Below are 26,693 nucleotides of genomic sequence, written 5' to 3' on the forward strand. Positions count from 1 at the left end.
CTTGTTCTATTTAGTATTACTAGCGTTGGAAATATTGAGCAGCGCCAGGCACTGCTCAATGATTACAGAGGTATTATTCGCCCATCTTAACCACGTTGACCCACTTGTTGATCAGACGCTTACGCTCGTCAGATGAACCATAGGTTTCCATGTCGTAGTTGATCAGAGACAGTTTGGTTGGATCGAGCGCGTTTGGAGATTGCTCGGCCAGAGTATTGGTCAAGATCTGGAAAGACTGACCTTTTTGCCATGCTAGCTGCTGGCCTTCTTTCGACAGTGCCCAGTCAACAAACAGCTTGGCGTTGTCAATATTGCGCGCGCCTTTAATGATGCTGACACCACCAATTTCGTAGCCCGTACCTTCACAAGGTGAGATCAGTTCCAATGGTGCACCTTTTGATTGCTCCAGAGAATAATCGTGTAAGAAGCCGATACCGATAGCAATTTCGCCTCGGGCAGAGTTACGGGAAGGCGTCACACCTGATTTGGTGTATTGAGAAATATTTTTATCGAGATCTTTGAAGTAATTAAATGCCTTATCTTCATCCCAAAGCTGGATGAAAGTAGCAAGTGCGGTATAAGCCGTACCGGAACTTTGTGGATCGGCGATTTGAATTTCTTCTTTGTATTCTGGCTTGGTTAAATCACTCCAGCAACGTGGGATTTCTAAGCCTTTTTCTTCTAAACGCTTGGTATTTACCCCAAAGCCTAAAATTCCCATATAGACCGCAGAAGAGTAGTTGCCTTTACGCTTGGCTGGATCTTTGAAGTTTTCCATGATGTTTTTAAGCTGCGGTGATTGATATGCCTGAAGCAAATCCATTTCCCCCGCCTGCGATTGGGGATCTAATGTACCGCCATACCAGACATCAGCACGAGGATTTTTCTTTTCAGCTTCGATTTTCGCAAATGTACTGCCCGAACCGTTGCGAACAAATGAGGTTTTCACATCGTATTTTTCAGAAAAGGCTTTGGTTTCAGCTTCACACATAGCGTTAGTGGCACTGCAATAAACAACCAGGCGACCTTCTGCCATTACTTGTGGAGCAGCAAATGCCGAGCCGAGTATACAGGCAGCTAACAGGCTGCGTTGAGTTCTAGCTTTCATTGTTATTTCCTCTGCTTTTTATTATGAACTCAATGCCGAGATCGATGGTAGGTGACATTGAGCTATTACCGCAACCCTGCGGTAAATCGAGTTATATTCATTCAGTGACAGCTGTTCTTATGCAACAGACACAGAACGCTGTTGTGCTTTAACAAAAGGCAAGATCAGCAGGCCAATCGAGGCCGCGGCGAAGGTAATAACGCTGAAGAAGCCTTCCCAGCTATATTGTTCAATAATCAATGACATCGGGTAACTCGCCAGTGCTGCGCCAAAATAACCAAACAGACCAACAAACCCGGTGGCGGTCCCGGCGACATCTTTGTGCGAGCATTCGGCTGCAGCCATGCCAATCATCATTTGAGGCCCGAACACAAAGAAACCGATAGAGAAAAAACAGCCTGATAACACCGCAATATTATCCATCGGGGTGAGCCATAATGCCGCGACGGAAATAAAAATGCCCAGCGCAAAAATCAGGTTCATCGGGGCGCGATTACCGTGAAAAAATCGGTCAGAGCCCCAGCCGCCAAATAATGATCCGAGAAAACCACCCACTTCAAACATGGATACCGCGGCATTGGCCGAGAACAGATTAAAGCCATGGCGTTCGGTTAAATAAAGGTTGCCCCAGTCGTTAATGGCAATTCGCACCACATACACCAACAAATACGAACTGCAAAGCAGCCAGATGTATTTATTGCCGATGACATACGTTTTTAATATTTGACGGAACGAAAGCCCATATCCTTCCTGTTCCTGCATCAGCTCTAATTCATCGTTACGCCATTGTCCGACCGTCGGTAATCCCATGGTGGAAGGTTTGTCTCGCATGCGAAAGCACAAGATCAAACCGACGAAAATGCCAACGGTACCGGGGATAATAAAGCCGTATCGCCAGCCCCATGTAATGGTGGCAAAACCGATGATCAGCGGAACTAAAGCGCCACCTAAGTTGTGGCAGGTATTCCAAATTGACCACCAGAATCCACGTTCAGAACGGGAATACCATGTGGTGAGCAACTTTGCACAGGGTGGCCAGCCCCAACCCTGAAAAAAAGCATTTAACGTCCACAATATGGCGAACATTGTGAGCGATGAACTTAAGCCAAAAGCAATGTTGATGATCCCTGTGGTTATCAAGCCTAATCCCATAAAGTAACTCGGGTTGGACTGGTCGCTGACCATGCCTGAGACAAACTTGGATATGCCATAGGTGATATAGAACAGGGTGCCGAGAAACCCGATGTCTGAATGCTCTAAGCCAAGATCGGCCAACATAGCTGGCATGGCAAAGTTAAGACTTTTACGGGTGAAATAAAAAACGCCATAGCCGATATACATCGAAAACATCAAATGCAGTCGCCAGTGTTTATAAGTGGCATCTATTTGCTGTTTATCGGTAATCGCTGTTACAGGTTGTTCTGATACTAGAAAACCCATCATTCGGCGTAATCTCCCTGTTGCTGAATAGATAGTACGGAAAGAATTGGCAGAAAGAATGAGACAGGTTTTTAAATGACTAGGAAAAATTCCTAGTTTGGCTAACTGGGGGTTATTTTTGTGGGCAAGGTAACAATAATACGCGTGCCTTTGTTTGAATTGAGTTCGTTTCCAGCTCGGATATGGGCGTTTTCATTGCTCTCTATTGAAAGATGACCACCCAGCGCACTGACTCGTTCTTCAATGCCTTTCAAGCCTTGCCCTTTGGTGCGCCAATTTGCAGGCAAGCCGCAACCATTGTCACGTAATTCAAGGCTGAAGCTTGTACCGGGCATCAGACTTAGCTGCACTTCGGTTGCCTGTGAGTGTTTAGTGGCATTGTTCAGTAGCTCTTGCACGATGCGATATAGGGTGACGGCGGTGATGTCATCGAGTTTATCGGCGGTAATGCCAATGTTGATCTTAAAATCGATCTGACGCTCTGCAAACTTCATTTCATGTGCAAGCTGCTGTAGCGCATTTTCTAACCCGAGCTCATCAAGAATATGTGGTCGTAATTGGGTTAATAGCTGTTTGGTTGCGCTGTGTATTCGCATTGATAACGTATTGATGGTATCGGCAATGGTTTTGGTATTTTCTTCCTGGGTGGTGCGATCGGCCAGCATGGCCTGGATCTGAATCGCGGTAATATTCTGGCCAATTTCATCGTGTAATTCACGAGCGACAGATTTACGAATATCTTCTTCAACCTGAACCAGCTGCCGGGCGAGATTCTGTTTGTTAGTGAGCTCATCGGCGAGATCCTGATTCGCTTGCTGTAACTTCTGTGCCAGTAAATATTGACGGCTGATAGCGATCCCCAGCCCTAGCCCGACTAGAGCTTGCGTGGTCATGAAGATCATCAGTTCTTGATCGGTTGCGAATGAACCGGAGATCTGACGGGCGGTGGTCAGCAAAATACTGTTCATTACGGTGGCTAATACGCCCCCTTGCCAGCCATATTTATAGGCCATGAAAATGTTCGGTAGCAGTATGATCAACAAACCTAAAGGTTCCATTTGATCAAGCAAAGTCAGCTCGGCAACCAGTCCGATACTGAAAAAAGTGATGGCCCACAGTAATGCCGAAGGGCGAAGCGTGACTTCCTGGTGTATCAATGCCGGGCTCAGCGGCACCCAGACTTTATGGTGGAGGTAGTCATAAAGTAGATACAAGAAGGGTGTCAGCAATACCCCGCCAGTAATCGCGGCAATAGCACTGGAAAATGCGTAGTTAAGAGGGAGATCTAGCGGCTTGATCAACAGTAATATCATGCCTCCCAGCAGGATCCCATGCACCAATACCAATGACACCAGCGCCAGTAATTTTTGCCAATAGGTTTTCAGCTGTTGCCAGATATCCGCAAAGGGAATGGCAAGCAGATAGCTTAGAAAAGGGCACAATAAAAGTAAGATGTCTTGTTGTTGATCCCCAATCAGGTAGATCAGCCAACCCGAGATGATCAATTCACTGATGACAAACAATTTCCAGTAACGGCGTGCTGTCAGTACAAATACCGCGAGCTTAAGTCCGGTCGGCAGAAATAACCCGGCTAGCAATAAGTCGGGCGACAGGTAGCTGCTGATGCTCCACAGGCAGAACCAGCTGATGCTGTAGATGACAATACTAAAGGCATACGAGAAATAGTTGCCGGCAAAAGGGTTCGCTTTATCCATTAGTAATGGATGCTCTGTTCACTGGCCTGATGGGAGCGGTATTCATGATTCTGCCAGTAACTTATGTTGAATGGCGAAGCGGATCAGATCGACGTTATTGGATAGCTCCAGCTTACTGAGAATATTGGCGCGATGAACATGAATGGTTTTATGACTAATGGAAAGCTCGACACCAACTTCTTTGACATCTTTACCCTGGATTAAGTAGTTGAAGACCTCTTGTTCACGTTTGGTGAGTGCATTGAGGGCTTGCGGCTGGCTAGGGGCATTACTGAGGTTAAACAAGGCATCGGCACAGAGATAACGATCGCCTTTGGCGACGGTGCGAATAGCCGTCACCAGTTCGCCAGGGCCACATCGCTTTGACAGGTAACCACAGGCCCCGGCTTCGATGGCTTTACTGACAAAAGAGGCAGAATCGTAAATACTCAGGATAATGGCGCGAAAGGCCGGTTTTGATTTGCGGAGTTTTTCTAATAATACCAGGCCACTTTCATCAGGCATGGAGATATCAATGACGGCAACATCAACGTCTGATTTTGAAAGTGCGGCAAACGCCTCACTGGCACAACTGAACTCCCCTCTGACTTCAATGTCTTGCTCCACGTTAAGTAACTGAGCAAAACCTGAACGCACCATGATGTGGTCGTCGACTAAGGCTACTGAAATCATTTTTACATCCTATGCTGGTATATCCGCATCGTCGCAAAACTGGCTGCAGCATTCAATTTACTCATGACATGATGTGATGACAATCGCGAAATTTATCAATTACTTTTCTGACAGGGGGCGCGCTGTGCTAAAACTTACGTCATCCCGGAATCGAGGTACGAGATATCCGGGATCCATTACCTTCTGTAAGCGTTACTTTGCTAGCTATTGTCTAAGCGATCTAAGTGCTGTGTCTTAAATTTATGATCGATCACCGAATAGGTCGTAATGTTCTCTTCAGCGAGTTTTGAGGCTTCACTGCTATTGCCTGAGCAGATGGCTTCAACCAAGGGAAGGTGGCTTCGTGCACTTTCCTCTGGCTCATAGTCAGCATGATCAATATTAAAGTAGATCAGCATTTGGTTAGCGACATTGCGATAGATTTGGTGCAAACGCATATTGCCGCTAAGTTCGATAATCAATGTGTGAAGCTCTAGCTCCAGTTTACTGATCTCCTGACAAGTCACGCCTTCACTCTGGCCAACCTCAAGGTAATAGTCCATGAGCTCGTGTAGTCGCAACTTACCTTCTTCAGTGATGTGCTCAGCGGCAAGCCAGGCAGATCGGGTTTCCAGAGCGACACGTAAATGATACAGCTCCCATAAATCATTCACGCTAAGGTTGATAACCTGCCAGCCCACATAAGGTTTTTGTACCACTAACCCTTCATGGGCCAGAGTATTGAGAGCCATACGCACAGTACTGCGGGACAATTCTAAATCTTTGGCTAACGCACTTTCTACCAGTTTTTCGCCCATCCCATATTTACCATCAAGGATCAGCTTTCGCAGATATGCTGCCGCTTGTTCTTCTAAGCTCTGTTTTACGATTTTCATTATCTTTCCACTTATCCGTAAGTCACGGACTACCTTCATTGGCTCAATTCTAACGGATTGAGCAACAATTATCATAATGAATAAAGCGTGATGATTGTCAGACAATCATACAAAAAAACGATAGAAAGGAAAAGGATGTGATTTACGTCGCATCTATCTTCCGATGACTCATTAGAATTGCCGATTGTCCGACAATGAACAATTACTGAGGATTTATGGACAGACCTTTGATCAAGGCAATTTTACTGTCGCCTGAAGATAACGTGGCAACGCTTCTGGCCGATGTCGCCAAGGGACAGGAAGTGGAAATTATTGATGATACGAATTGCTCTCTGGGCAAAGTGGTCACCCAGCAAGCAATTACTTTTGGCAACAAAATTGCCGTAGCTGCGATTGCAGAGCAAGAGATGGTAAGTAAAGCCAGCTACCCGATTGGAATAACCATTAAAGCAATACCAAAGGGGGAATTGGTACATGTGCAAAATGTTCGCAGTACCCGAGTTGATATCCCTGAGCCGATCATTCAACAGATCATTGAAACAATGCAGATCGAGGAATAATTGATGCAGCATTTTTTAGGTTTTCGTCGCCCTGATGGCCAAGCGGGGATCAGAAACCATGTCCTTATTCTGGCTATTGACGAATGCGCAGAGGGTATTGCCCGTGCCATCAGCCAAAAAGTCCCGGGTACTGTGGTTGTGACCAATTACAACACCTGCATGTATGGCGGCAACGAAGAGTTGGTTAGCACGATGGTTGGAGCTGTCCTTAACCCGAATGTCGCAGGGGCTTTGCTGTTGAATATGGGCTGCGGAAGCATCGATCCGGAAGTGCTGGCCAAGCCTATTCGTCATTCAGGAAAACCCGTGCATAGCCTTCCGATCATTAAATCCCGGGGAACACGCAGCACGATAAAGATGGGAACGGAATTAGCCAAAGAGCTGGTTTCCTGTGCAAACCAGATCACACCTGAACCGGTTCCAATTAGTGAACTTGTTGTTGGGATCAAATGTGGCGGCTCTGATACCAGCTCTGGTATCGCTTCTAACCCAACGGTAGGTCGCGTGGCAGATCTGCTGGTCGATACGGGGGCTACCTGTATTGCTGGCGAATTAATCGAACTGATTGGTTGTGAAGAAATCCTGCGCAGCCGTGCCGTTACGCCAGTGGTCGCCGATAAAATAGAACGCCTGATCAGCGAAGAAGAAAAACGCTGGCATATCGAGGGTACCAATGTTGAAACCATGAGCATTGGCAACAGTGTCGGCGGACTGACAACCCTTGAAGAAAAGGCGCTGGGTGCACTGCATAAAACGGGAACCCGGCCTATTCAGGATGTACTCAGAATTAACGCAAAAATGACTGAGCGACCGACAGAACCTGGTATGTATCTTTCTGAAACGACGCATTTATGCGGTGGCTCAGGTATGCATTTTGCCTCTCTTGGTGCGCAGGTGATCCTCTGGACAACCGGAGGTGCTGGATTCAACAACCCTATCGTGCCTGTTATTCGCGTCAGTGGTAATGCATCCCAAATAACGGAAGATATCGATGTCGATGTCAGCGGGATCATGAATGGTACCGACAGTATTCACTCCAGTGCTAAGCGCATTCTTAACACCTTAGACATGGTCGTTAATGGTGAAGTCACGGCGATAGAAGATATTGGTTTTGCTTATTGCACCCTCTATCAAAAAGATCAGCGGTTAGAAAAACTCATTTGTATCGAACCTCAATAATTAAGGGAGCGAGCAGCAACGAACCTCTGGTCACTGCTCATAGTTCATCATGCGTATTACAGATATTGAAGTCATTTGTTTAAGAGTGCCAGCGCCGGATCAGCCGTGCGAATGGGGCGAAGATGCTGTATTGGTTAAAGTCCACACTGATGCGGGGATCACCGGCATTGGGGAAGCAGACAGCTCACCAGCCGTCGTAAAAGCGTGCATTGAAACCCCGCATTCCAACCTCTATTGCTACGGTTTGCGTGAGTTGCTGATTGGTGAAAGCCCGTTAGAAATTGAACGCTTGTGGAACAAAATGTACTGGGCATCTAATTATATGGGCCGCCGCGGCGCCGGTATCCATGCTATCAGCGCGATTGATATCGCCCTGTGGGATATTGCCGGCCAATTTTACGGTGTGCCTGTTCATACCTTACTGGGTGGTAAATACCGGGATCAGATCCGTGCGTACGGTACTTTTATTCCGGATGAGAAGCCTGAAAAAAACCGCGAGATTGCCCAAAACCTGGTTAAGCAAGGGTTTACCAGTATTAAATTTGGTGGCGGTGTCTTTGGTGACGATCCTGATACGGATTACCAGATTGTACGCAATATTCGTGAAGCCGTAGGAGATGATATAGAGGTTCAGATTGACCTTGCATCGAAATGGCGCACTACCGGCCACGCGGCTCAGATGTGCAAACGGCTAGAAGACTTTAACTTAAACTGGGTTGAAGAGCCTGTGTTGGCTGATGATATGGTGGGGTACGCTAAACTCTCCCGACAAATTCAGCCGAAGCTTGCTGGTGGCGAGTCATTGACCACTCGTTATGAATTCAAATCCTTCCTAGAGACGTCGCAGGTCGACATTATCCAGCCTGATATTACTCGTTGTGGTGGTATTACTGAGATGAAGAAGATTTACGATCTTGCCCAATTAAATGGTACTCAGCTCGTTCCTCACGGGTTTAGCACCGGCATATTGCTTGCAGCATCGGTTCATTTTCTTGCTGCATGCGAACACGGTACGTTAATGGAGTACTCACAAAGCAGCAGCCCCCTGTTTACTGATTTGGTAAGCAACCGCTTGTTATTTTCAGAAGGCTACGTTCCCGTTCCGGACGCTCCGGGGCTGGGTATCGAGCTCAATCAAGACGTGATCAATAAATATCAATTATAAAGATATAGAAGAAGGAATTTTCAATTATGAATAGTGAAAAAAAGATAGATAAACCCTTAATGGCAATAAGCATATCAGTCATACTTTTTGTGGTTGTTGGCTTGTCGATTTATCCGGAACAAGGGAATGCCATTGCCAGTCAACTTTTTAGCACATTAACCAATCAGTTTGGTGAGGTTTTCTTATTATTCGGATTTTTTAGTGTCATATTTCTTGCCAAGATAGCGCTGGGAAAATACGGTGAAATTAAATTAGGCAACGTAGCACCAGAGTATTCCACATTTACCTATTTGGCCATGATGGTATGTGCTGGTTTAGGTTCGGCGACGGTGTATTGGGCATTTGTTGAGTGGGGCTATTATTATATGACGCCGCCATTTGATGTTGAACCCTATTCACCAATGGCTGCTGAGTGGGCAACAAGTTATAACATGTTCCACTGGGGTATTTCAGCCTGGTCACTTTACTGTATTGCTTCTCTGCCTGTTGCTTACTCATTCCATGTTAAGAAGAATCCGCAGCTTAAATTAAGTGCCGTCTGTGAAAGCATCCTGGGGCGCTATTACAACCCTGTCGTGGGCAAAATGATTGACACGATCTTCATCTTTAGCTGCGTTGGCGCGATGGGTATCACCTTGGGATTGAGTGTTCCTATGGTTACCGAAGGGCTTGCCTATTTATTCGGTGTAGAAAGCAGTTTTGCCATGAATGTCGGACTCATGTTGTTTATTACCGCGATATTCTCAGTCAGCTCTTATGTCGGGATTGAAAAAGGAATGGCTAAACTCAGTGATATGAACACTAAGTTAGCGATAATCTTCGTCTTGCTTATCCTGATCGTTGGCCCGACATCATTCATCATTAACCAAATGACCAATGGTTACGGCTTAATGCTGCAGAACTTTATCCGCATGAGCTTATGGACAGATCCGGTTGAAGGTGGTTCATTCCCAACCTCGTGGACAGTCTTTTACTGGGCATACTGGATGACCTATGTACCGTTTATGGCGCTGTTTGTCACCAAGGTTTCAAAAGGCCGTAAACTAAAAGAGGTCATCGGCAGTATGGTTATTGGTGGCAGTGCCGGTTGCTTTATTTTCTTTGGTGTTCTGGGCAGTTTCAGCATGAATGTCCACCTTACCGAAGTCATTGATGTTACCCGTTCCATTACCGAAAATGGCGGCTCTGCCACCGTTATTTCCATACTTGATACGTTGCCTTTAAGCTGGCTGTTTGTCGCAATATTTGCTGTTATGTCAACCTTGTTCCTGGCAACAACGCTTGACTCAGCATCATTTACCCTAGCCGCGACAGCGTCTAACCAGCTTGATGAAAATGCCAACCCGCCAACAGCACTACGTTTATTCTGGTGTTTGATTCTGGCTGCCGTACCACTGGCAATGATGTTCATCGATGCGCCGCTAAATACGGTACAGACACTCGCCATAGTGACTTCGCTGCCTCTGATGGTTGTGATCTTTATTATGCTCTATGGCTTCAATAAATGGTTAAAAGAAGATTTTGGTAGCGAGTCTGCTGCAGCGATTTTGGCTGGAACGGTCAGTCAACCTGTTGTGAGCACAGAAAGCTATGCTAATCATACGGAAGAATTAGTTGATATGGCCAAGTCGGCGACTGAAGCTTCGTTGAGTTAATCATGGTGTAACGCAACCAACATTCTATATAAAAAGCCGCGCTGTTAAGCGCGGCTTTATTTTAGAACTAGACAGACTGATTAAAAATCCGGCTTGTCAGCGAATATTAATCTTCGCTGGTCGAGCCAATTTGGTGGATAGACAAATCAGCCCCGTTATATTCTTCTTCGGCAGTTAATCGCAGGCCGACGGTTTTCTTAATCACGCCATAGACAATGAAGGCTCCAACCAGCGCAACAATGATACCTGCGATGGTTCCGACTACCTGACTGGCTAAACTCACACCACCTAATCCGCCAAAAGCTGAACTACCAAAAATACCGGCTGCAATTCCGCCCCAGGCACCGCAGACACCATGTAGTGGCCAGACACCCAGTACATCATCCAGATGTAATTTGTTTTGAATATAAGTAAAGAGCCAGACAAATAGCGCACCCGCAATGGCACCGGTGATAAGCGCACCAATTGGGTGCATCAAATCGGAACCCGCACAGACAGCAACCAGGCCAGCTAAAGGACCGTTGTGAATAAAGCCGGGGTCGTTTTTACCGACAAACAGTGACGTGATAATACCGCCGACCATGGCCATTAAGGAGTTGACCGCTACAAGACCGCTGATCCCATCCATCGTTTGCGCCGACATAACGTTGAAGCCAAACCAGCCAATGGTCAGGATCCATGCCCCCAGCGCCAGAAACGGAATATTGGACGGGGCAAAAGCAACCAGACGGCCACCGCGATAACGACCATTACGTAATCCCAGCATGATCACGGCGACCAATGCGATCCAGCCCCCCACAGCATGGACAACAACTGATCCCGCGAAGTCATGGAACGGAGCGCCAAAAGTGGCGGTTAACCAGTCTTGAAAGCCATAGTTGTTATTCCATATCACGCCCTCAAAGAACGGATAGACAAGGCCAACAATAAAGAAAGAGGCAACCAGCATAGGGTAGAAGCGGGCACGTTCGGCAATACCGCCCGATACGATGGCGGGGATGGCTGCGGCAAAGGTCATTAAAAAGAAAAACTTAACCAGTTCATAGCCATTGTTGGCACTTAGCTGCTCGGCACTGGCGAAAAAGGTGGTGTCATAGGCGACCCAGTAACCAAAGAAAAAGTAGGCAATGGCCGAAAATCCAAAGTCAGCAATGATCTTAACCAGCGCATTGACCTGGTTTTTTTGCCGGACGGTACCGACCTCAAGAAAAGCAAAACCGGCATGCATCGCCAGTACCATAATGGCACCCAATAGAATAAAGAGGGTGTTTGAACTCTGAATTAATGTTTCTACTGCACTGTTAATGTTTTCCACAAACGTCTCCACATCCTTGTTGCGTTATACCAATCACGTTAAATCATTCGCCATTTTAACTTGGTATTATTCCTGTCTGGCAAGGTTAAAGCAGTTTCTATGCCATTGTGAACCAATGTGGGGGCAGTGATGGTGCAAAGCGGTCTATGTGACTTTAGTCTGTTGTTTTATAAGAATTTGTAATGTTGCATGTTGCACGATTTTTGTGCGGTAGAAGATGGCGTTTCTATTAAATCGCCATGGGCTGCAAAGAATTGATATATTTTGGTGCAAGATATTAGGAGGCTGCACTGATTTAGTGCTTAGCAATTAAAACAATTATGTTGAAAGATAAACAGGCCCCAGTACAACAGATAAATCATCACAAACAAGTCCGGGATCTGTCAGCTAGATGTTGCGGTCTTGAAGTGCATCAGGCGTCCTGATTGATTATGCAGAACGCCTTTGCCAAGTGAGAAGGTAAAGGTCACAGTCGTTGGTGAAAAGACGGATGAGCGTAGTCTCACAACAGGTAACCTTATTATGTTATAACGAAGAGACAATCGTGCTCAGATAATTTTCAAGTTCAGCTTCAGTGGTTGGTTGCGCACCCAGCTCAAATGTTATCGGGCTACCGCCATTTAGCATAAACACTGACGTATCACCGTGATCATAGTGAAACCACTTTCCGTTTACGCAAAGATCTGTGTAGCAGTTAGGTAATAATTCCATACATCCACCTCTAACTTAATTCGCCTTGTTTCGACGGTTTATGTATTGCTGATATCTTGTATCGGCTTATCAGATGCCCTCGGACATCTTTATAAAACCCCAGCTTGAAAATGCAGACTTTGATCTAAATCAAACTTTGCTAGATGTAATGTAATTTCACGGTTTGTTATTGCATTTCATGCGATGTTATCGAGTGGTAAAAAGGCGGTCATTAAATCCCTTTTATTGCGTCGTTGGTAGGGGGTAAAAGAGCACTTCAAACCGAGAGTGACTTTAATTTCAAGAGTGTCAATTCTATTAATATTGTTAATAATCAATCAGATAGAGGTGTGATTCATTATTTGTGTGATGGGAGGCAGGTATTTCTGCAAAAAAAAGTATTTACAGGAAGGCGCATAGAGTTTAATGTCCACATGTCTGCAACTCAGACCTGATTATGTGATTTTTGTAAGAACCCTTCGCACTTCCTGCTTCTCGCCAAAGCCTGCTGTAAAGAAGAACCTCAAAAAATCATGGAAGAGATTTCTTTCCATTGCTGTCGTTATAAAAGAAAAACGATATTAAGCAGTGACGAGCTATTGAGTTTAGGTGATCACTCATAGTTGTGAAGAGATAAAGGTCAATGAGCTAAAAAGATACTTGCCACAAAAAAAGTGATACTCACTGTTGTGGCCGGAAATAAACTATTTACTCAATTTGATAGCCACAAACCTAACGCACTCGATGCATGGTTTGGGCATAAGGAAATAACTATGACTTCAGAAACCGGTATTATCCGTTGTTTTAACCCTAAAGAGAAAAAGGGTTTGATTACCAGCGATTTAGGCGGTGACATTAGCTTTGATGTATCTAGCATTAGCAGCAATAACCAGCCAGTATCAGGCAGCCTTGTTGAGTTCATCATGGATGACTCATCAAACAAGCTACAAGCGGTTAAAATTCGTTTTATCTAACATAGACGTTTAGAAATAGCGGCGTAAGTAAAAGATGACGCTGTTCACTTTTATTTTCAGCCGCTATCAAAAAAAGCTAAATAACTATTAAGTGTTATTTAGCTTAGAGTCATTAAAAAGCCGCAGGAGCAAAACCTGTCACTTTCTTGATACCCATTTGACGACCAAGTGCTGTCATCGGGTGTACAACAACCAATCCTTTGACTGATTTTTTCAACTTACCCATATCAGCCTGCTCGGCTTTGGTCAGTTCACGCTTAAAGGGCAGTGATTTTACATCAACGCCTTTGTCGTTCATCTGACTGGTTTGCTGACTTTTCATACTTGCGATCAGCTTAGTCGTTTTTGCTATCTCCAGCTTAGCTTGTCCCGCGATAGCTTTATCACCACGCTCTTCCGCTCCAGCCAGTTTACGACGGAACTTATCTAATTTGTTATTTAGCTGCTGAAGTTCTTGCTTTAAATTCATGTTGTTACCTTAAAATACACACTCACAACACCGATAGACTCCGACATCATCCGTCGGCGTACTGTGTTGACCTGACGTCATTATAACAGAAAGTCTATCGCTCTCGTTACTGCAACATGATGTCATCCGGGGATATTTAGACTTTTTATGATTACTTAGTGTATCCCCGAACCCCCTTGAAAGCTGAATCACGGGTTTTGAAATGTACTGTACAAGAGTCTTTCCCGTCAAACTTGAGTCAGGAGTAAATGGCGCCACCCAGCCAATTGGCTTTCGTGAGAACAAGTCGATGACGACCGCGAAATATGCCTGTCGACTATCAACCCAAAATGTAATTGAACCGCGTTGCTCCAATGTCTTGTTGTACTGCATCCAGTTTGTGATTTTATTCTTCGACTTGCGCATTGCTCACAGCTAAAACATCTGTGATAGAAGATCTGATTACTGAATTGCAAAAGGATTCACTGATTTGTCAACAACGCACGGAAAGACTCTTGAGACAAGTTTTGTGACGGAGTTTAAACCAATAAGAACAATTGGTTGAGCGGTGGGGCTTATTGATCTACATTGGCTGACCAATTAGATTTATCTAATTTATTTCTGGAAACTAAAAAAGAAGGAAAACCATGAATAGCAAGCTCTTTCCCTTAATACCTTTAGCTGTGACACTTGTTCTAGCTGGGTGTAATTCATCATCGGATAGTCCGAGCGAGAAAGAATTACCTAACTTTACATCTGCTCCACGTGATGTTCGAACAATAAATAAAGATTGGTCTTTTCAGATGGATTATGCATCAAATGATGCTATCAAGGCCGATTTCAATGATAGTCAGTGGGCACAAATATCCATTCCTCATGTTTGGGATGTGGAAGATGGTCAGAACGGAGGTGATTATTACTCAGGGATATCTACTTATCGAAAAGACTTGTCGATTAAAAAAATTGAACAAGACAAGCGTTACTACCTAGAGTTTGAAGGTAGTGCGCTTATTACAAAAATATATATCAATGAAGAGTATGTTGGTCAGCATAACGGCGGGTTTTCTCGTTTTCGCTTCGATGTTACTGATTATATTACTCAAGGAAATAACCAGGTTGCAGTTCAGGTAGACAACCGCCTCAGTTCAATGGATACGGCAACAAATAATTTTGATCGTGATACATTCTTACCGCTCGATGCGGGTGCTGATTTTACTTGGTGGGGTGGTATCTATCGTGATGTAAATTTATTAACGTTAAGCGATGTTTCAATTGATGCAGAAGATTTCGCAGGACCTGGTGTTTATCTTAGCCAGAAAAAAGTATCTGAAGAACGAGCAGAACTTGATTTAGATATTTATCTTGCTAACAAATCACTATCGGAATTTAATGGTCAGGCAATACTAGTAATAAAAGATGATAATGATGATATCGTTATTCGTCGTTCGCTTGATGTAGCGTTAGAAGCCGAGAGTAAAAAAATCATCAATGATAGTTTTGCCATTGATAATCCGACTTTATGGCAAGGTAGAGAGAATCCATATTTATACAAGGTTTTTGTTCAACTGGTTGAAAATGGTGAGGTGATTGATGAGGTTCAGCAACCACTTGGTATTCGAAGCTTTGCTTTTGATCCTGATAAAGGCTTTATCTTAAACGGTGAAGAATACCCGTTACGTGGTGTTGCTATGCACCAAGACTGGCAAGACGTAGGCTGGGCGACAACGAAAGAACAGCGTAAAAAAAATCTAGACATGATTTATGATACAGGCGCAACGACAATACGCTTTTCTCATTATCCTCACGCATTAGACTCTCAGGCATATTCAGATCAGCTCGGTTTTGTTAACTGGTCAGAAATACCAATGATCAATGCTCTTTCACTAGATCAAAGCTACTATGACAGTGCCAAAGAACAACTTACAGCTATGATCAAGCAAATGTATAACCATCCCTCTATCGGTGTTTGGGGTATAACAAATGAGATAACAGTTAAGAATACGGTTGACCCTGTTGACACTGCCAATTTAATTAAAAAATTATCGGATTATGCACACGAGATTGATGGTGATGTATACCGTAAAACAGCGCAAGCCGCAATAAAGTTCGATCCGATCGATTCGCCATTACACGAAGCGGTAGATTTAAATGCATATAATCGATATGACGGTTGGTATTCTGGTCTAACAACTGATTTTGGTGAATTTATGGATAGCTTTAAAGCTGAGCATCCAGGTCGAGTCATTGGCGCCAGTGAATATGGTGCAGGTGTTAGCCCCGATTTCCATACCGATAATCCGGTAGCAACAGATCATACCGAGCAGTTCAGTCAATTCTTTCATGAAAGTTACTTAAAACAAATTGAAGCCCGTCCCTATATATGGGCAACACATGTGTGGAATATGTTTGATTTTACAGCAACTTCACGAGACGAAGGTGATACTAAAGGACGCAACGATAAAGGGCTAGTGACACTCGACCGTGAAATAAAAAAAGATGCCTATTATCTATACCAGGCAGCATGGTCAGATGAGCCGATGGTTCACATTGCATCTAAAGAGCAAGAATCCTCTACCCGCTCATACATTAAAGCTTATTCAAACCTTGAGAGTTTAACGCTCTTTATTGATGGCAAGGAAATCAGCACAGTAAGTCAGGCTGATAATGATTACCGTGTTGCTTTCGAATGGAAAGATCTACAATTAGAGCACGGCCAGCATGCTGTTGAAGTTGTTGGGCAATCCGGTGAAAAAACACTGAAAGATAGTTTTACGTTTGAGCGTATTGCAAGTACCTCAAACACATTGAGCTCATCATTAATATCAGTAGTCGTTGATGAAAATGATGGAACGGGTTATTTGGCCCATATGCCTTACAATGCGACATTAGGGCAGTTCAAAACGATAATGCAAATTCCAGCCGGTGCTTTGATTTCACTCGAAGGTAAAGGAGCCGATGATGAATTGGTGATTGAAGCTGCTGATATCATCGTCGTTACCTCTGAATCGGGTGAAGAGCGGCGTTATACCCAAAAAATCGATCCAACCATTTCATATGCCAGACCGGTTACGGACAATGGTTCAAAAGGACATTTGGGTCCTATGGATAAGCAAAGTAACCTAGTTGATAATCTCGATTCAACGATGTTAGTGTTATTTAACTTGGCTGGTAATGGGCTTGTCGAAGTTGATTTACAGAACATTTATTATGTTGATTCAATAACTGTCAGCCAGGGAGTTGCTCAGCAACGTTTTCCAGGTGAACAAAGTTTCGAGATTGGAACCAACGTTGTTGCTGTCGATCATCAAGTCGTTCAGACTGTAAATGATTGGGATCAGTCTTCAGAGACCTGGACGATTGCTCGTGAAGCGAAAAATGTTCGATTGCAATTTACTGATTCCAAGAAAATGCTTACTCAAGGGATGTACTTCCCTATGCTTGCACAAATCAAAGTTTACGGCGGTGTAATCTATAGCAATACACTCGATATTGATTACGTCGCTCGTGAAATAGATATGTCCTCTTCAACATCAGTTACGGTCGGAGATTTGATTAAGGAGATAAATGTTTTATCACAACAGACTATTACATTAGAGGTGGTAGATATAGCTGACAAACTAGTGACTGATGATTCTAATATTATTGTGCCTGGTTATAAGGTGATAGCAAATCGTATAATTCAAGGGCTTAATTATCGAGAAATATACACACTAAAATAATCAGTTAAACTGAATAATTTTAAGCCGGAAAGATATAATCTTTCTGGCTTTTATTGTTCCAAGATACATTTATCTGCATGATTAATTAAAAGCCAGCTAACTATTCATTGTATTTATACGTACCGACTTGATAATTAATTTCTGTATTCTGTGGTGTGTAGATACATTCCCAGAATAATAAAAATCAAAACAAGATATAGCTCACAGTCATATAATCCACTGATTGATCAGCAATCTCTTTCATTGCACTATTGGTCAACCAATGGCGGCAATTGCAAACCAATAATAATTAGAAAAAAAGGCTCGGTAAATACTACTTGCACCAATAACGTTTCAAAAAGCAGAAAGGGAATAAGCAATGAGAAAAATTTTCACTCTATCCGCAATCACATTAGCCTTAGCGCTTACTGGCTGTAATGACTCCTCCCATACCTCTAAGACCCCTGATATCAAGGAATCCTTACCTAAATTTGTTTCTACGCCACGGTCCTCTGTTAACATAAATGAAGGCTGGACGTATCAAATGAACTATAGCGACATTGTTGCTACATTACCTGACTTTGATGACTCTGGAGCAGAGTGGGAATCTGTAGACCTCCCTCATTCAGTTGATGCCGGAAACGTGGTTAATGCAGATCCGAACTCACCACATTTCAAGGGAATGAATACGTACCGGAAAAATCTGTCTATCAAAAAAGAACAAGGTAAGCGCCAATACCTTGAGTTCGACGGTTCAGCTATGATCACGACCGTCTACGTCAACGGTCAAAAAGCTGGAGAGCACACTGGCGGCTTTATGCGCTTTCGTATAGACATTACTGATCATGTCATTGATGGCGAAAATACCATTGCAATTCAAGTCGACAACCGTCCTTATGATCCAAAGGTTCATCAAACAGCATTCCTGCCGATGGAAACAGGACAGGACTACACCTACTACGGTGGCATATACCGAGATGTTAAACTGGTACAAGTCGGTGAAATTGGTTTTGATGCGGAAGATTACGGCTCATCGGGTGTTTACTTTATGCAAACGAACACCACGGAAAATGCATCAGAACTTTATTCAAACATCAGAATACGTAACAAATCTAAAGATGATTTCAACGGTAATATTCGCACAATAATTCAAGATGCGTCAGGAAAAACTGTCTATAGCCAACTAACATCCGCAACAGTAATTGCCAACGATGTCACTGAAGTGGAGAACGAGTTTACCCTGGATAATATCCACTTGTGGGATGGGGTAAAAGACCCCTACCTCTATCGCATTTTCGTCCAGGTGTTTGATGGTAATAAACTCGTGGATCAGGTTGAGCAACCATTGGGACTACGCTACTTTAGCTTCGATGCGGATAAAGGCTTCATGCTAAACGGCAATGAATACCGGTTAAATGGTGTCGCTATGCACCAGGATCGGGATATTGTAGGCTGGTCAACAAACAAAGATATGCGCAACGGCGATTTAGACTTAGTCCGCGAAATGGGTGCAACCTCAATCCGTTTCTCTCACTACCCTCATGCACTTGATACTGGCGAATACTCAAACCAGATCGGCTTGATGAACTACCTAGAGTTACCGATTGTAAACAGCTACCTGACCGAAACTGAGCATGGTGCTAGTGGTGCTCAGTACCTTGAAAGTGCGAAGGAGCAGATGCGGGCTCTGATCAGGCAGAACTTTAACTTCCCTTCAATGGCTCTGGTAGGAAACTCAAACGAGATTGGTCTTGCCATGCCCAACAGCGCTGAAAACACCGAATGGCTGCAAGCTCTCTCTGATGTGATCAAAGATGAGTTTGGCCAACGATTTGGCAAAACAGTTCCATATCGTAAAACCACCCAGGCGACCGTACTGGTCGACCAGATTGGAGACAAAGATTGGGATACGGTCGAAATGCCTTGCCATAACCGATATTTTGGCTGGTACGTGGGTAAAATTGACGATGTCGGCACCTTTATTGACGATATCAAAACTGCCTACCCTGATTTGCCATTCTGCATGAGTGAATATGGTGCAGGCGTCAGTACTTTACCTGAATACGCTTCTGAAATCCCTCAAATGGCCGATCACTCTTCACAGTGGGGCAATAAGTACCATGAAGGATATTTAAAAGCTTATAACGAGCGCCCTTGGGTCTGGGGCACCTATGTCTGGAATATGTTTGACTTCTCGGTGGCAACACGTGATGAGGGAGACACCATTGGTCGCAATGACAAAGGATTAGTGAAATTCGATCACGTAACCAAAAAAGACCAGTTCTATTTCTATCAGGCAAACTGGGCTGAAGCCCCAATGATCCAGCTAGTAGACAAAAACATCAGCGAGGGATCTTCGAGAGGTGTTAAGGTCTACTCGACCCTGGATGAAGTTACCCTGTTTGTAAATGGGCAACAAGTTAGCACCAAAAAACGGAGTGATAACGATAAATCACTTCCTGGTGTTTTTGAATGGGTCAGTACAGATATCGATAGCAACTTCAAGGCTGAACAGCGTAACTACATCGAAGTTTCAGGTGTGAAAAATAATCAGAAGTTTACGGACTCTTTCGACCGCTTTGTGAAAGAATATGCAGGCACAAGTATTTACAGTGATCAAGTTGCGATTATCAGCACTGAAGATAAAACCAACAACCTGTTCACAGGCACCGTGTCTCACCTACCCGAGAACATGACTTTCGAAGAATTGAAAAAATTGGTCACTCTTGATCTTGGCGCTCAATGGGGGAATAGTTCCTCATCTAGCGTACTTGTCGATGGAGACACCTTTGTGATCATTGCGGGCAACGGGGATAGCCGTACCTATACCGTTAAGGAGACAAGTAGCCTCTCAACCTACCGAGATGCCTATTCATCCCTCCTCTATCAGTTTACATCTCCTGGTGCGACAGATGCTGATATGTTTGATGGAAGCTTAGCGACAACGCCTGTGGGTATGGCTGGATTCAACCCTGCTTCCGTTAATGCAACCATCAGCGTCGACTTAGGTGCTATCTTCTATGTTGATCATGTTGAACCGATACGCAACCCAGGTATTGAACAAGCATCAGGAAATGCCTCTTATACCTTCCAAATCAATGGTGACATCTTAGGAACGGATAAAGTTCCGTACACCGATCCTATCGTCTGGACAAACCAAGTCATTAAACTGAATAACGGTCCGCAAGCACTCAAACGGCTTGAACTGAAGTTAACTGATACTAAGTGGGTCAACCAGGTGCCATTGGTTGGTTTCTCTGAAATCAATGTTTACGGTGGTCTGATCAAAGGTGATTTGCTGGGGCTAGACTATAAAGCACGCACCTTTAACTTGGATGTTGGCATTACGGATATTGATGCCCTTAACCAAGCGATTACCCAAATCGACTCTTTGAGTATTGTAACCGACAAAGTAAGTGTTGAACTGCTGGATAACACTGATCAAACAGTTAATAACCTTAGCGTCGTTACCAAGATTAAAGTATCGCAGACTCGTGGAGGCCTAGTTTACACTGAAATTTACACAAAGTTGTAAACCGCTAATTTAAATTATTAGGGGCAGGAAACTGCCCCTTTTTGTTCGTTCACGGCTATAAATAACTAATGCGATCTACCTTCCATTCAAGCCAACCAGAGACATCCATAAAACGCAACCCTGTTAAAATATTTATGGGCAGCCTTTGGTTAGACAAAGACCTTGATTATAGTTTTTAGAGATAAGAAAGGCCCTTCCTCTATCAGCCGTCTAAAGTGAAAATATTGTTTGATCCAGATCGACTTTTGGTTGTAATTTGGTCAACCAATTTTGATATGTGGCTATAATAAGATATATGTTTTCATGATTATATTAATCAAAGAGTAGGTTGTAATAATTTAATCTTACCTATTGTTTTTGAATGTTAATATATTAGGAGCAATCTTGTTTACAGGGAATCTAAACCAATTATCATTAATTTCAAGCTTGTCGCCTAAGCTGATAGAAATTATTTCGCATGTGAAAAATATGCTGGAAAGTAATGTTCATAATGGTACTTATCGTTTAGACGGGGATAATGTATTTTTTTTGTAGTTGACGATAAGACAGAATGTTTAGACAAAAGACGGTCGGAAATACATCAACAATATCTTGATGTACAAATCGTTCTTCAAGGTGAAGAAATGTTTGGCTATAGCCTGCATCCTTTTAGTGAAATTGAAGATGATCTTTTGGTTGTAAAGGATGTAGCGTTTAGCGAATCTGTTGTCGACGAAAAATATATCACACTGACTGAAAATGACTTTGTTGTTTTCTATCCCGGCCAACCACATCGACCATTAATTGCGGTAAAACAACCAGGACCAGTTAGAAAAGCTGTAATAAAAATAGACAAGTCACTAATTAATTAGGTAATGATATGAACCAAGAAATTTCTCTTCTAAGTTGGAATGACAATAATATCCCTCATAAATTGTGGACAGAGAAACACGGCTCAGGAACGCGCATTTTCATGAAAGTGATTAAAGATGTTGAACCGGAAATGTTAACACTTGAATTACCGTTTGAGCAGCATATTGTGAATGAGAGCTGGTCTGGACAAGCAATGGCAGTGAGCACTGCCTTTGATGATGGTCAGTTGTTTACTCAAACGAGAGTACTGTTTAATTTGGCAGAGGGTTGTGTGATATGGGCTGTAACTCATATTAAAATGCCTGATGGTAATAAAATGTCAGCTGACAAGTTAACCTTTATTCCAGAAATGAAAGCATACAAAAATAAGCTGATAGCCAAATGAATATTATAATACCTAGCTTGAGATAAACGTTGTTATTTGTGCAAAGTATTCGCATGTAGAGTTCATATCTAATTATTGGTGTGAACTCTTTTTTTGTTGGGAACACTGTTTTTTGATTAATCACCTTGCGGTATAGCCACATCTTTTCTAATTAACTTACTGATGGTAATAATATTGACTACGATAAAAGTGGCCTCCATCAAGCTACCGCCGATAGAACCGAGTAGTAGGTTATTGATCAACCAGCAAAGTGAATTAAACAAAATTAGCAAGCGCATATTGACGCCCTGAGCTTTAAATAATCCCCATGTGGCAACGGAAGCGCCAAATAATGTTAGCAGTTCGTAGCTGTGCTGTAGGTTAGGTACCCCCATGATCCATAATAAGCAGATAAACCCCCACATGACTTTGCTAGAATCAGTTCTGGTTGACGTATAGCTTCTTACGGCGCTAATAGCACAACCAAAGGCTGCGGTAATCGCGCCCATCAATATAAAATGAATACAAATAATGACCTGGAAAAAGGTTAAATGCAGTCGGAATTTATTCCCATCCTGATGAAAGAATGCGCTGGCACCGACAAAGTAAGCGATGAGGCCTATTCCTTGTGCAAGATTGACTTCAGGTATTTCATACATTGATTATTACCTGACTTTGAAGATATTGAAGGCAAAGTTCAGGGCTCGTTAATATTGGTGTCGAGGAAGAACGGCAATAAGTTACAGCTGGTGCCATGGACGCCTGAGCAAGCATAATCACATCATACTTCGCTTTGATTGTGCCAATATAGCGAGCAATGGTACGGGCATAGTTTTCGTAGTCCTTGGCAAAATAAAAAGCCCAGACATCAGGGATGAGAGCTGAGCAGACCTGAGGGGAGTGTGAACCTTTGACTTGTTCCAATAATTCCAGTGTTGGCTCTAGTGTACTGGCCACAGCAGCCAGTACTAAAACGCGCTGATGCTGAACGGTTGCTTCAGCCATCGGACGGTCAACACGCAAGATACAGCAACCATTTAACTGAGTTTCTTCTGCCAGAGCACCAATGGTGGAGCAGGTGCATACGATAATATCAACGCCTTGTTTCGCAATTGTTTCAATAGCTTGAGTGACATTCTTGCGTAGTTCAGGAGTAATACCGGTGGTCATTGCCTCTTTTAGCAATTCTTCATGTAGATGATGGTCTACTTCTACAGTGATCCTTACATCAGAATCAGGTAAGTATTGCCTTATATAAGGTGTAAACAGGTCAATATTTGCCGCGAGGGTATGAAGGAATGCGATTTTCATTTACCGTCCTTGAATTATTTAGCTTGGTATTAATAGTAAGGCTTCCCTCTGGAAGCCTTACTATTTTTTTACTGGATTAAGCGTGTGCTTATTTAACCAGGTCAGCCGCCTCACGTGCTAAGCGACCAATTTCGTCCCAACGACCTTCATTGATCATTTTTTTGTCGACCATCCAGGTGCCACCGCAAGCGAATACGCGATCAAGCGCCAGATAATCATTAACATTCTTGGTGTTAACACCGCCTGTCGGCATGAATTGTACTTGGGTGTAAGGTGCAAGCAGTGATTTCAGCATATTGATCCCGCCAGATGCCTCAGCTGGAAAGAATTTCAACGTGGTTAATCCCATTTCAAGAGCCGCTTCAACCGCAGTAGGATTGTTGACTCCTGGTACGATATCGATACCAATTTCTTGGCATGCCTTCACTGTATTGGGGTTAAAGCCCGGAGAAACCACAAACGTTGCGCCAGCTTCTTTAGCCGCAATAGCTTGCTCACGGTTTAGAACCGTACCTGCACCAATCAGCATGTCTGGCTGAGCTTCACGAAGGAGTCGAATAGCTTCTGCCGCTGCATCAGAACGAAACGTAATCTCTGCTGCTGGCAGTCCGTTTTCTGCCAAGGCCTTGCCCAATGGAATAATATCTTCAGCTCGATCAATGGCGATCACTGGGATCACTTTTACTGCTGCTAGTTGTTCGATAGTGGTGCTCATCGTATTGCGTCCTTTTCAGTGGTAGGCTGAATATTAAAATTCATTGATTGTGTAGCCGAAGCAGGGATAATCGCGCCTTTGTGCTGGATCACCGTACCTGCAAGTCGGTGCCCCTGTAACGCGGCGTCACGTGGTGATTGTTCGGTAAGATAACCGGCAAGGAAACCTGCGTTAAAGGCATCGCCTGCTGAGGTGGTGTCGATAACATGGGCAACAGCCGTTGTTGCAATTAATTCTGACTGAGCGGAAATGAAGTCATGATACAAACAACCCTGCGCGCCCATTTTCAGTACCATCTGTTTTACGCCGCTTTGTTGCAAGCGCTTTACAGATTCTGTCGTTGATTTGTCACCCCATAATGCTTGTTCGTCATCATCGGTAACCAGCGCAAGATCCGTCAGTGCCAGAATCTGCTGGTAGCACTGGCGTGCTTCATCGGCATCGTGCCAAAGTGCAGGGCGGTAATTAGAATCAAAGGCGATTTTGACCCCTTTTGCCGCTAACTGCTGCAGTAATACCACTAGACGCTGACGATCGGCCGACGGCAAAATAGCGACGCTGATACCACTTAAATACACCATATCAACGGTATGTAAATAGCTGTCAACGGCTGAAAAATCTGGGTGCTGCAGCATGTAACGAGCCGCAGACTGATTACGCCAATACAGGAAAGTACGTTCGCCGTGTTCATCGAGCTGAATTAAATACAAACCGGGCTGGCGAGCAGGATCCTGGAGTACAAGGTCGGTGTTTACACCTTCTTGTTGCCAACGGCTTAGCATACCTTCACTGATTGCGTCAGTACCCAGCGCGGTAACATAGTTAATGGCAACCGATTGACCAGCGACGCGGGCCAGATAAACGGCGGTATTTAGCGAATCGCCACCATAGGTTTGCTTCATGGTACCGAAAGGGGCACCATTTAGCTCAATCATGCATTCGCCAATAATTGCGATGCGTTTCATGCCAATTCTCCTGGCAACTTGAAGTAGGCTTTTGCGTTGCTGTAACAGATATCCTGCACGAGTTTTCCAAGCATTGCCATGTCGTTAGGCACCTCACCATTTTCGACCCACAGGCCAATCATATTGCACAGAATACGTCGGAAGTATTCGTGGCGGGTGTAAGACAGGAAGCTACGAGAATCGGTTAACATGCCAACAAACTGGCTTAAAAGACCCAGTTGAGACAACTGCTCCATTTGACGTTGCATGCCATCTTTCTGGTCGTTGAACCACCAACCAGAACCAAACTGTACTTTTCCTGCGATACCACCGCCCTGGAAATTACCGATCATGGTTGCCATCATCTCGTTGTCACGTGGGTTTAGACAATACAGAATGGTTTTTGGTAACTCGTTGGTAATGTCCATCGCATTTAAGAGCGATGCTAATTCAAAGGCAAACGGACGATCGCCAATCGAGTCAAAGCCACAATCAGGGCCAAGTAACTTAAACATACGGGTGCTGTTGTTGCGCTGCGCACCAATATGTAACTGCATTACCCAGCCGCGTTTGGCATATTGGGTACCTAACCATACTTGAACAGCGGTGCTGAACTGATCAACTTCTTGGTCTGTTAGCGTTTCGTTGTTTAAACGACGCACTAACATTGAATCCAGTGACGCTTCTGAAGGCACATTGCCATAGCGAACGATTTCAATACCATGGTCAGCAGCACGACAGCCGTGGGCAGCAAAATGGTCAAGACGACGATCTAAAGCGGTTAGTAGATCAGCGAAACGATTAATTTCAATATCTGCTACTTCACCTAGAAGCTGCATGTATTCACCGAAGCCCTCTAGCTCGACTTTGAATGCACGGTCAGGACGCCAGCTTGGTGCAACTTCAACATCAAAGCTGTCGTCTTCAGCGATGGCTTTATGATGCTCGAGCGAGTGGATGGGGTCATCGGTTGTTCCTGCCATCACGACATTCATTTTTGTCATGATGCCACGAGCGGAGAATTCCGGGCTGGCTAGCATTTCATTACATTCGTGCCAGATATCTTCGGCGGTTTCAGGGCTGAAGAGTTTGCCGGTAATACCAAATGGACGGCGTAACTCTAGGTGAGTCCAGTGATACAGGGGATTACCTAAAGTTTGAGGAACCGTTTTGGCCCATGCCATGTACTTGTCGAAGTCCGTTGTGTCTTTGCCAGTGATCAGTGATTCCGGAATACCGGCGGCACGCATTCCACGCCATTTATAGTGATCGCCTTCTAGCCACATTTGACCAAGGTTATCGAAGCGACGATTTTCCGCGACTTCCTGAGCATTCAGGTGGCAGTGATAGTCGTAAATTGGCATGTCTTTAGCGTAATCGTGGAATAAGCGACGCGCGACTTCGTTAGATAGAAGAAAATTTTCGCATAGGAAAGCTTTCATAAAAGGCTCCAATAAACTCCCCTCAACGAGATCGCG

Annotated in this window: 21 protein-coding genes and 2 pseudogenes; 9 read left to right on the forward strand and 14 right to left on the reverse strand. The window is 44.1% G+C overall.

The features are described 5' to 3' along the window. Window positions 1-73: 73 nt before the first annotated feature. The 5 genes from L4D76_RS12825 to L4D76_RS12845 all read right to left on the reverse strand — a co-directional run bounded on the left by L4D76_RS12825 (window position 74) and on the right by L4D76_RS12845 (window position 5,810). Complete coding sequence (locus tag L4D76_RS12825; RefSeq protein ID WP_428441292.1) at window positions 74-1,108, reverse strand: ABC transporter substrate-binding protein; 1,035 nt, start codon at window positions 1,106-1,108, stop codon at window positions 74-76. 117 nt (window positions 1,109-1,225) lie between these two features. Then, window positions 1,226-2,551 carry an MFS transporter gene (locus tag L4D76_RS12830; protein WP_428441293.1) on the reverse strand — a complete coding sequence of 442 codons (1,326 nt, stop codon included), beginning with the start codon at window positions 2,549-2,551 and terminating at the stop codon, window positions 1,226-1,228. Between the two features lie 98 nt (window positions 2,552-2,649). Then, the gene (locus L4D76_RS12835; protein WP_428441294.1) at window positions 2,650-4,263 is read right to left on the reverse strand and encodes an MASE1 domain-containing sensor histidine kinase; all 1,614 of its coding nucleotides are present in this window, start codon (window positions 4,261-4,263) and stop codon (window positions 2,650-2,652) included. A 42-nt stretch (window positions 4,264-4,305) separates the two neighbouring features. Beyond that, window positions 4,306-4,935, reverse strand: coding sequence for a response regulator (locus L4D76_RS12840; RefSeq protein WP_428441295.1), 630 nt, complete (start codon window positions 4,933-4,935; stop codon window positions 4,306-4,308). Window positions 4,936-5,135: 200 nt separating this feature from the next. Then, window positions 5,136-5,810: a GntR family transcriptional regulator gene (locus L4D76_RS12845; protein WP_428441296.1), complete on the reverse strand. Its 675-nt coding sequence runs from the start codon at window positions 5,808-5,810 to the stop codon at window positions 5,136-5,138. 215 nt (window positions 5,811-6,025) lie between these two features. On the opposite strand from L4D76_RS12845, the gene L4D76_RS12850 reads away from it, so the two are divergent. The 4 genes from L4D76_RS12850 to L4D76_RS12865 are packed head-to-tail and all read left to right on the forward strand — an operon-like array spanning window position 6,026 to window position 10,369. Then, the gene (locus L4D76_RS12850; protein ID WP_428441297.1) at window positions 6,026-6,370 is read left to right on the forward strand and encodes a UxaA family hydrolase; all 345 of its coding nucleotides are present in this window, start codon (window positions 6,026-6,028) and stop codon (window positions 6,368-6,370) included. A 3-nt stretch (window positions 6,371-6,373) separates the two neighbouring features. Continuing rightward, entirely contained in the window at window positions 6,374-7,549 is a 1,176-nt protein-coding gene (locus tag L4D76_RS12855; protein ID WP_428441298.1) for a UxaA family hydrolase, read from the forward strand. A 49-nt stretch (window positions 7,550-7,598) separates the two neighbouring features. Continuing rightward, window positions 7,599-8,714 (forward strand): mandelate racemase/muconate lactonizing enzyme family protein, encoded by a 1,116-nt coding sequence (locus L4D76_RS12860; protein WP_428441299.1) that lies wholly within the window; start codon window positions 7,599-7,601, stop codon window positions 8,712-8,714. A 26-nt stretch (window positions 8,715-8,740) separates the two neighbouring features. Then, the gene (locus L4D76_RS12865; protein WP_428441300.1) at window positions 8,741-10,369 is read left to right on the forward strand and encodes a BCCT family transporter; all 1,629 of its coding nucleotides are present in this window, start codon (window positions 8,741-8,743) and stop codon (window positions 10,367-10,369) included. A 106-nt stretch (window positions 10,370-10,475) separates the two neighbouring features. On the opposite strand, the gene L4D76_RS12870 is transcribed toward L4D76_RS12865, so the two are convergent. After that, window positions 10,476-11,684, reverse strand: a complete 1,209-nt coding sequence (locus tag L4D76_RS12870) for an ammonium transporter (protein ID WP_428441301.1) — start codon at window positions 11,682-11,684, stop codon at window positions 10,476-10,478. 525 nt (window positions 11,685-12,209) lie between these two features. Beyond that, window positions 12,210-12,395 (reverse strand): hypothetical protein, encoded by a 186-nt coding sequence (locus L4D76_RS12875; protein ID WP_107285232.1) that lies wholly within the window; start codon window positions 12,393-12,395, stop codon window positions 12,210-12,212. A gap of 752 nt (window positions 12,396-13,147) precedes the next feature. On the opposite strand from L4D76_RS12875, the gene L4D76_RS12880 reads away from it, so the two are divergent. Beyond that, window positions 13,148-13,348: a cold shock domain-containing protein gene (locus L4D76_RS12880; RefSeq protein WP_428441302.1), complete on the forward strand. Its 201-nt coding sequence runs from the start codon at window positions 13,148-13,150 to the stop codon at window positions 13,346-13,348. A gap of 112 nt (window positions 13,349-13,460) precedes the next feature. Here L4D76_RS12880 and L4D76_RS12885 read toward each other — a convergent pair whose 3' ends face one another. After that, a complete protein-coding gene (locus tag L4D76_RS12885; protein WP_428441303.1) occupies window positions 13,461-13,817 on the reverse strand; it encodes a YibL family ribosome-associated protein in 357 nt (118 codons plus the stop codon). 213 nt (window positions 13,818-14,030) lie between these two features. After that, window positions 14,031-14,159: pseudogene (locus L4D76_RS12890) on the reverse strand (IS3 family transposase); the annotation flags it as partial. Between the two features lie 284 nt (window positions 14,160-14,443). Here L4D76_RS12890 and L4D76_RS12895 point away from each other — a divergent pair. The 4 genes and pseudogenes from L4D76_RS12895 to L4D76_RS12910 all read left to right on the forward strand — a co-directional run bounded on the left by L4D76_RS12895 (window position 14,444) and on the right by L4D76_RS12910 (window position 22,266). Next, complete coding sequence (locus L4D76_RS12895; RefSeq protein WP_428441304.1) at window positions 14,444-17,515, forward strand: glycoside hydrolase family 2 protein; 3,072 nt, start codon at window positions 14,444-14,446, stop codon at window positions 17,513-17,515. A gap of 358 nt (window positions 17,516-17,873) precedes the next feature. Continuing rightward, complete coding sequence (locus L4D76_RS12900; RefSeq protein WP_428441305.1) at window positions 17,874-21,029, forward strand: glycoside hydrolase family 2 protein; 3,156 nt, start codon at window positions 17,874-17,876, stop codon at window positions 21,027-21,029. A 384-nt stretch (window positions 21,030-21,413) separates the two neighbouring features. Beyond that, window positions 21,414-21,880: pseudogene (locus tag L4D76_RS12905) on the forward strand (NanQ anomerase/TabA/YiaL family protein). 8 nt (window positions 21,881-21,888) lie between these two features. Continuing rightward, on the forward strand, window positions 21,889-22,266 hold the full coding sequence (locus L4D76_RS12910; RefSeq protein WP_428441306.1) for a hypothetical protein: 378 nt from the start codon (window positions 21,889-21,891) through the stop codon (window positions 22,264-22,266). Between the two features lie 116 nt (window positions 22,267-22,382). On the opposite strand, the gene L4D76_RS12915 is transcribed toward L4D76_RS12910, so the two are convergent. The 5 genes from L4D76_RS12915 to uxaC all read right to left on the reverse strand — a co-directional run bounded on the left by L4D76_RS12915 (window position 22,383) and on the right by uxaC (window position 26,657). Beyond that, window positions 22,383-22,904, reverse strand: a complete 522-nt coding sequence (locus L4D76_RS12915) for a YgjV family protein (RefSeq protein WP_428441307.1) — start codon at window positions 22,902-22,904, stop codon at window positions 22,383-22,385. Further along, window positions 22,897-23,556: a hypothetical protein gene (locus L4D76_RS12920; RefSeq protein WP_428441308.1), complete on the reverse strand. Its 660-nt coding sequence runs from the start codon at window positions 23,554-23,556 to the stop codon at window positions 22,897-22,899. The genes L4D76_RS12915 and L4D76_RS12920 overlap by 8 nt, the downstream gene beginning before the upstream one ends. Before the next feature lie 88 nt (window positions 23,557-23,644). Continuing rightward, complete coding sequence (locus L4D76_RS12925; RefSeq protein WP_428441309.1) at window positions 23,645-24,271, reverse strand: bifunctional 4-hydroxy-2-oxoglutarate aldolase/2-dehydro-3-deoxy-phosphogluconate aldolase; 627 nt, start codon at window positions 24,269-24,271, stop codon at window positions 23,645-23,647. Then, window positions 24,268-25,236, reverse strand: coding sequence for a sugar kinase (locus L4D76_RS12930; protein ID WP_428441310.1), 969 nt, complete (start codon window positions 25,234-25,236; stop codon window positions 24,268-24,270). Before L4D76_RS12930 ends, L4D76_RS12925 begins: the two co-directional genes overlap by 4 nt. Then, complete coding sequence (uxaC, locus tag L4D76_RS12935) at window positions 25,233-26,657, reverse strand: glucuronate isomerase (RefSeq protein WP_428441311.1); 1,425 nt, start codon at window positions 26,655-26,657, stop codon at window positions 25,233-25,235. The genes L4D76_RS12930 and uxaC overlap by 4 nt, the downstream gene beginning before the upstream one ends. Window positions 26,658-26,693 lie beyond the last annotated feature (36 nt).

Origin of the sequence: Photobacterium sagamiensis (assembly GCF_050337085.1) — a bacterium.
Lineage (GTDB): Bacteria > Pseudomonadota > Gammaproteobacteria > Enterobacterales > Vibrionaceae > Photobacterium > Photobacterium sagamiensis.

Excerpts from the sequence above, each read along its gene's own strand:
- L4D76_RS12825 (WP_428441292.1), bottom strand. The coding sequence starts at position 1,108 with ATGAAAGCTAGAACTCAACGCAGCCTGTTAGCTGCCTGTATACTCGGC.
- L4D76_RS12830 (WP_428441293.1), bottom strand. The coding sequence starts at position 2,551 with ATGATGGGTTTTCTAGTATCAGAACAACCTGTAACAGCGATTACCGAT.
- L4D76_RS12835 (WP_428441294.1), bottom strand. The coding sequence starts at position 4,263 with ATGGATAAAGCGAACCCTTTTGCCGGCAACTATTTCTCGTATGCCTTT.
- L4D76_RS12840 (WP_428441295.1), bottom strand. The coding sequence starts at position 4,935 with ATGATTTCAGTAGCCTTAGTCGACGACCACATCATGGTGCGTTCAGGT.
- L4D76_RS12845 (WP_428441296.1), bottom strand. The coding sequence starts at position 5,810 with ATGAAAATCGTAAAACAGAGCTTAGAAGAACAAGCGGCAGCATATCTG.
- L4D76_RS12850 (WP_428441297.1), top strand. The coding sequence starts at position 6,026 with ATGGACAGACCTTTGATCAAGGCAATTTTACTGTCGCCTGAAGATAAC.
- L4D76_RS12855 (WP_428441298.1), top strand. The coding sequence starts at position 6,374 with ATGCAGCATTTTTTAGGTTTTCGTCGCCCTGATGGCCAAGCGGGGATC.
- L4D76_RS12860 (WP_428441299.1), top strand. The coding sequence starts at position 7,599 with ATGCGTATTACAGATATTGAAGTCATTTGTTTAAGAGTGCCAGCGCCG.
- L4D76_RS12865 (WP_428441300.1), top strand. The coding sequence starts at position 8,741 with ATGAATAGTGAAAAAAAGATAGATAAACCCTTAATGGCAATAAGCATA.
- L4D76_RS12875 (WP_107285232.1), bottom strand. The coding sequence starts at position 12,395 with ATGGAATTATTACCTAACTGCTACACAGATCTTTGCGTAAACGGAAAG.
- L4D76_RS12880 (WP_428441302.1), top strand. The coding sequence starts at position 13,148 with ATGACTTCAGAAACCGGTATTATCCGTTGTTTTAACCCTAAAGAGAAA.
- L4D76_RS12885 (WP_428441303.1), bottom strand. The coding sequence starts at position 13,817 with ATGAATTTAAAGCAAGAACTTCAGCAGCTAAATAACAAATTAGATAAG.
- L4D76_RS12895 (WP_428441304.1), top strand. The coding sequence starts at position 14,444 with ATGAATAGCAAGCTCTTTCCCTTAATACCTTTAGCTGTGACACTTGTT.
- L4D76_RS12900 (WP_428441305.1), top strand. The coding sequence starts at position 17,874 with ATGAGAAAAATTTTCACTCTATCCGCAATCACATTAGCCTTAGCGCTT.
- L4D76_RS12910 (WP_428441306.1), top strand. The coding sequence starts at position 21,889 with ATGAACCAAGAAATTTCTCTTCTAAGTTGGAATGACAATAATATCCCT.
- L4D76_RS12915 (WP_428441307.1), bottom strand. The coding sequence starts at position 22,904 with ATGTATGAAATACCTGAAGTCAATCTTGCACAAGGAATAGGCCTCATC.
- L4D76_RS12920 (WP_428441308.1), bottom strand. The coding sequence starts at position 23,556 with ATGAAAATCGCATTCCTTCATACCCTCGCGGCAAATATTGACCTGTTT.
- L4D76_RS12925 (WP_428441309.1), bottom strand. The coding sequence starts at position 24,271 with ATGAGCACCACTATCGAACAACTAGCAGCAGTAAAAGTGATCCCAGTG.
- L4D76_RS12930 (WP_428441310.1), bottom strand. The coding sequence starts at position 25,236 with ATGAAACGCATCGCAATTATTGGCGAATGCATGATTGAGCTAAATGGT.
- uxaC (WP_428441311.1), bottom strand. The coding sequence starts at position 26,657 with ATGAAAGCTTTCCTATGCGAAAATTTTCTTCTATCTAACGAAGTCGCG.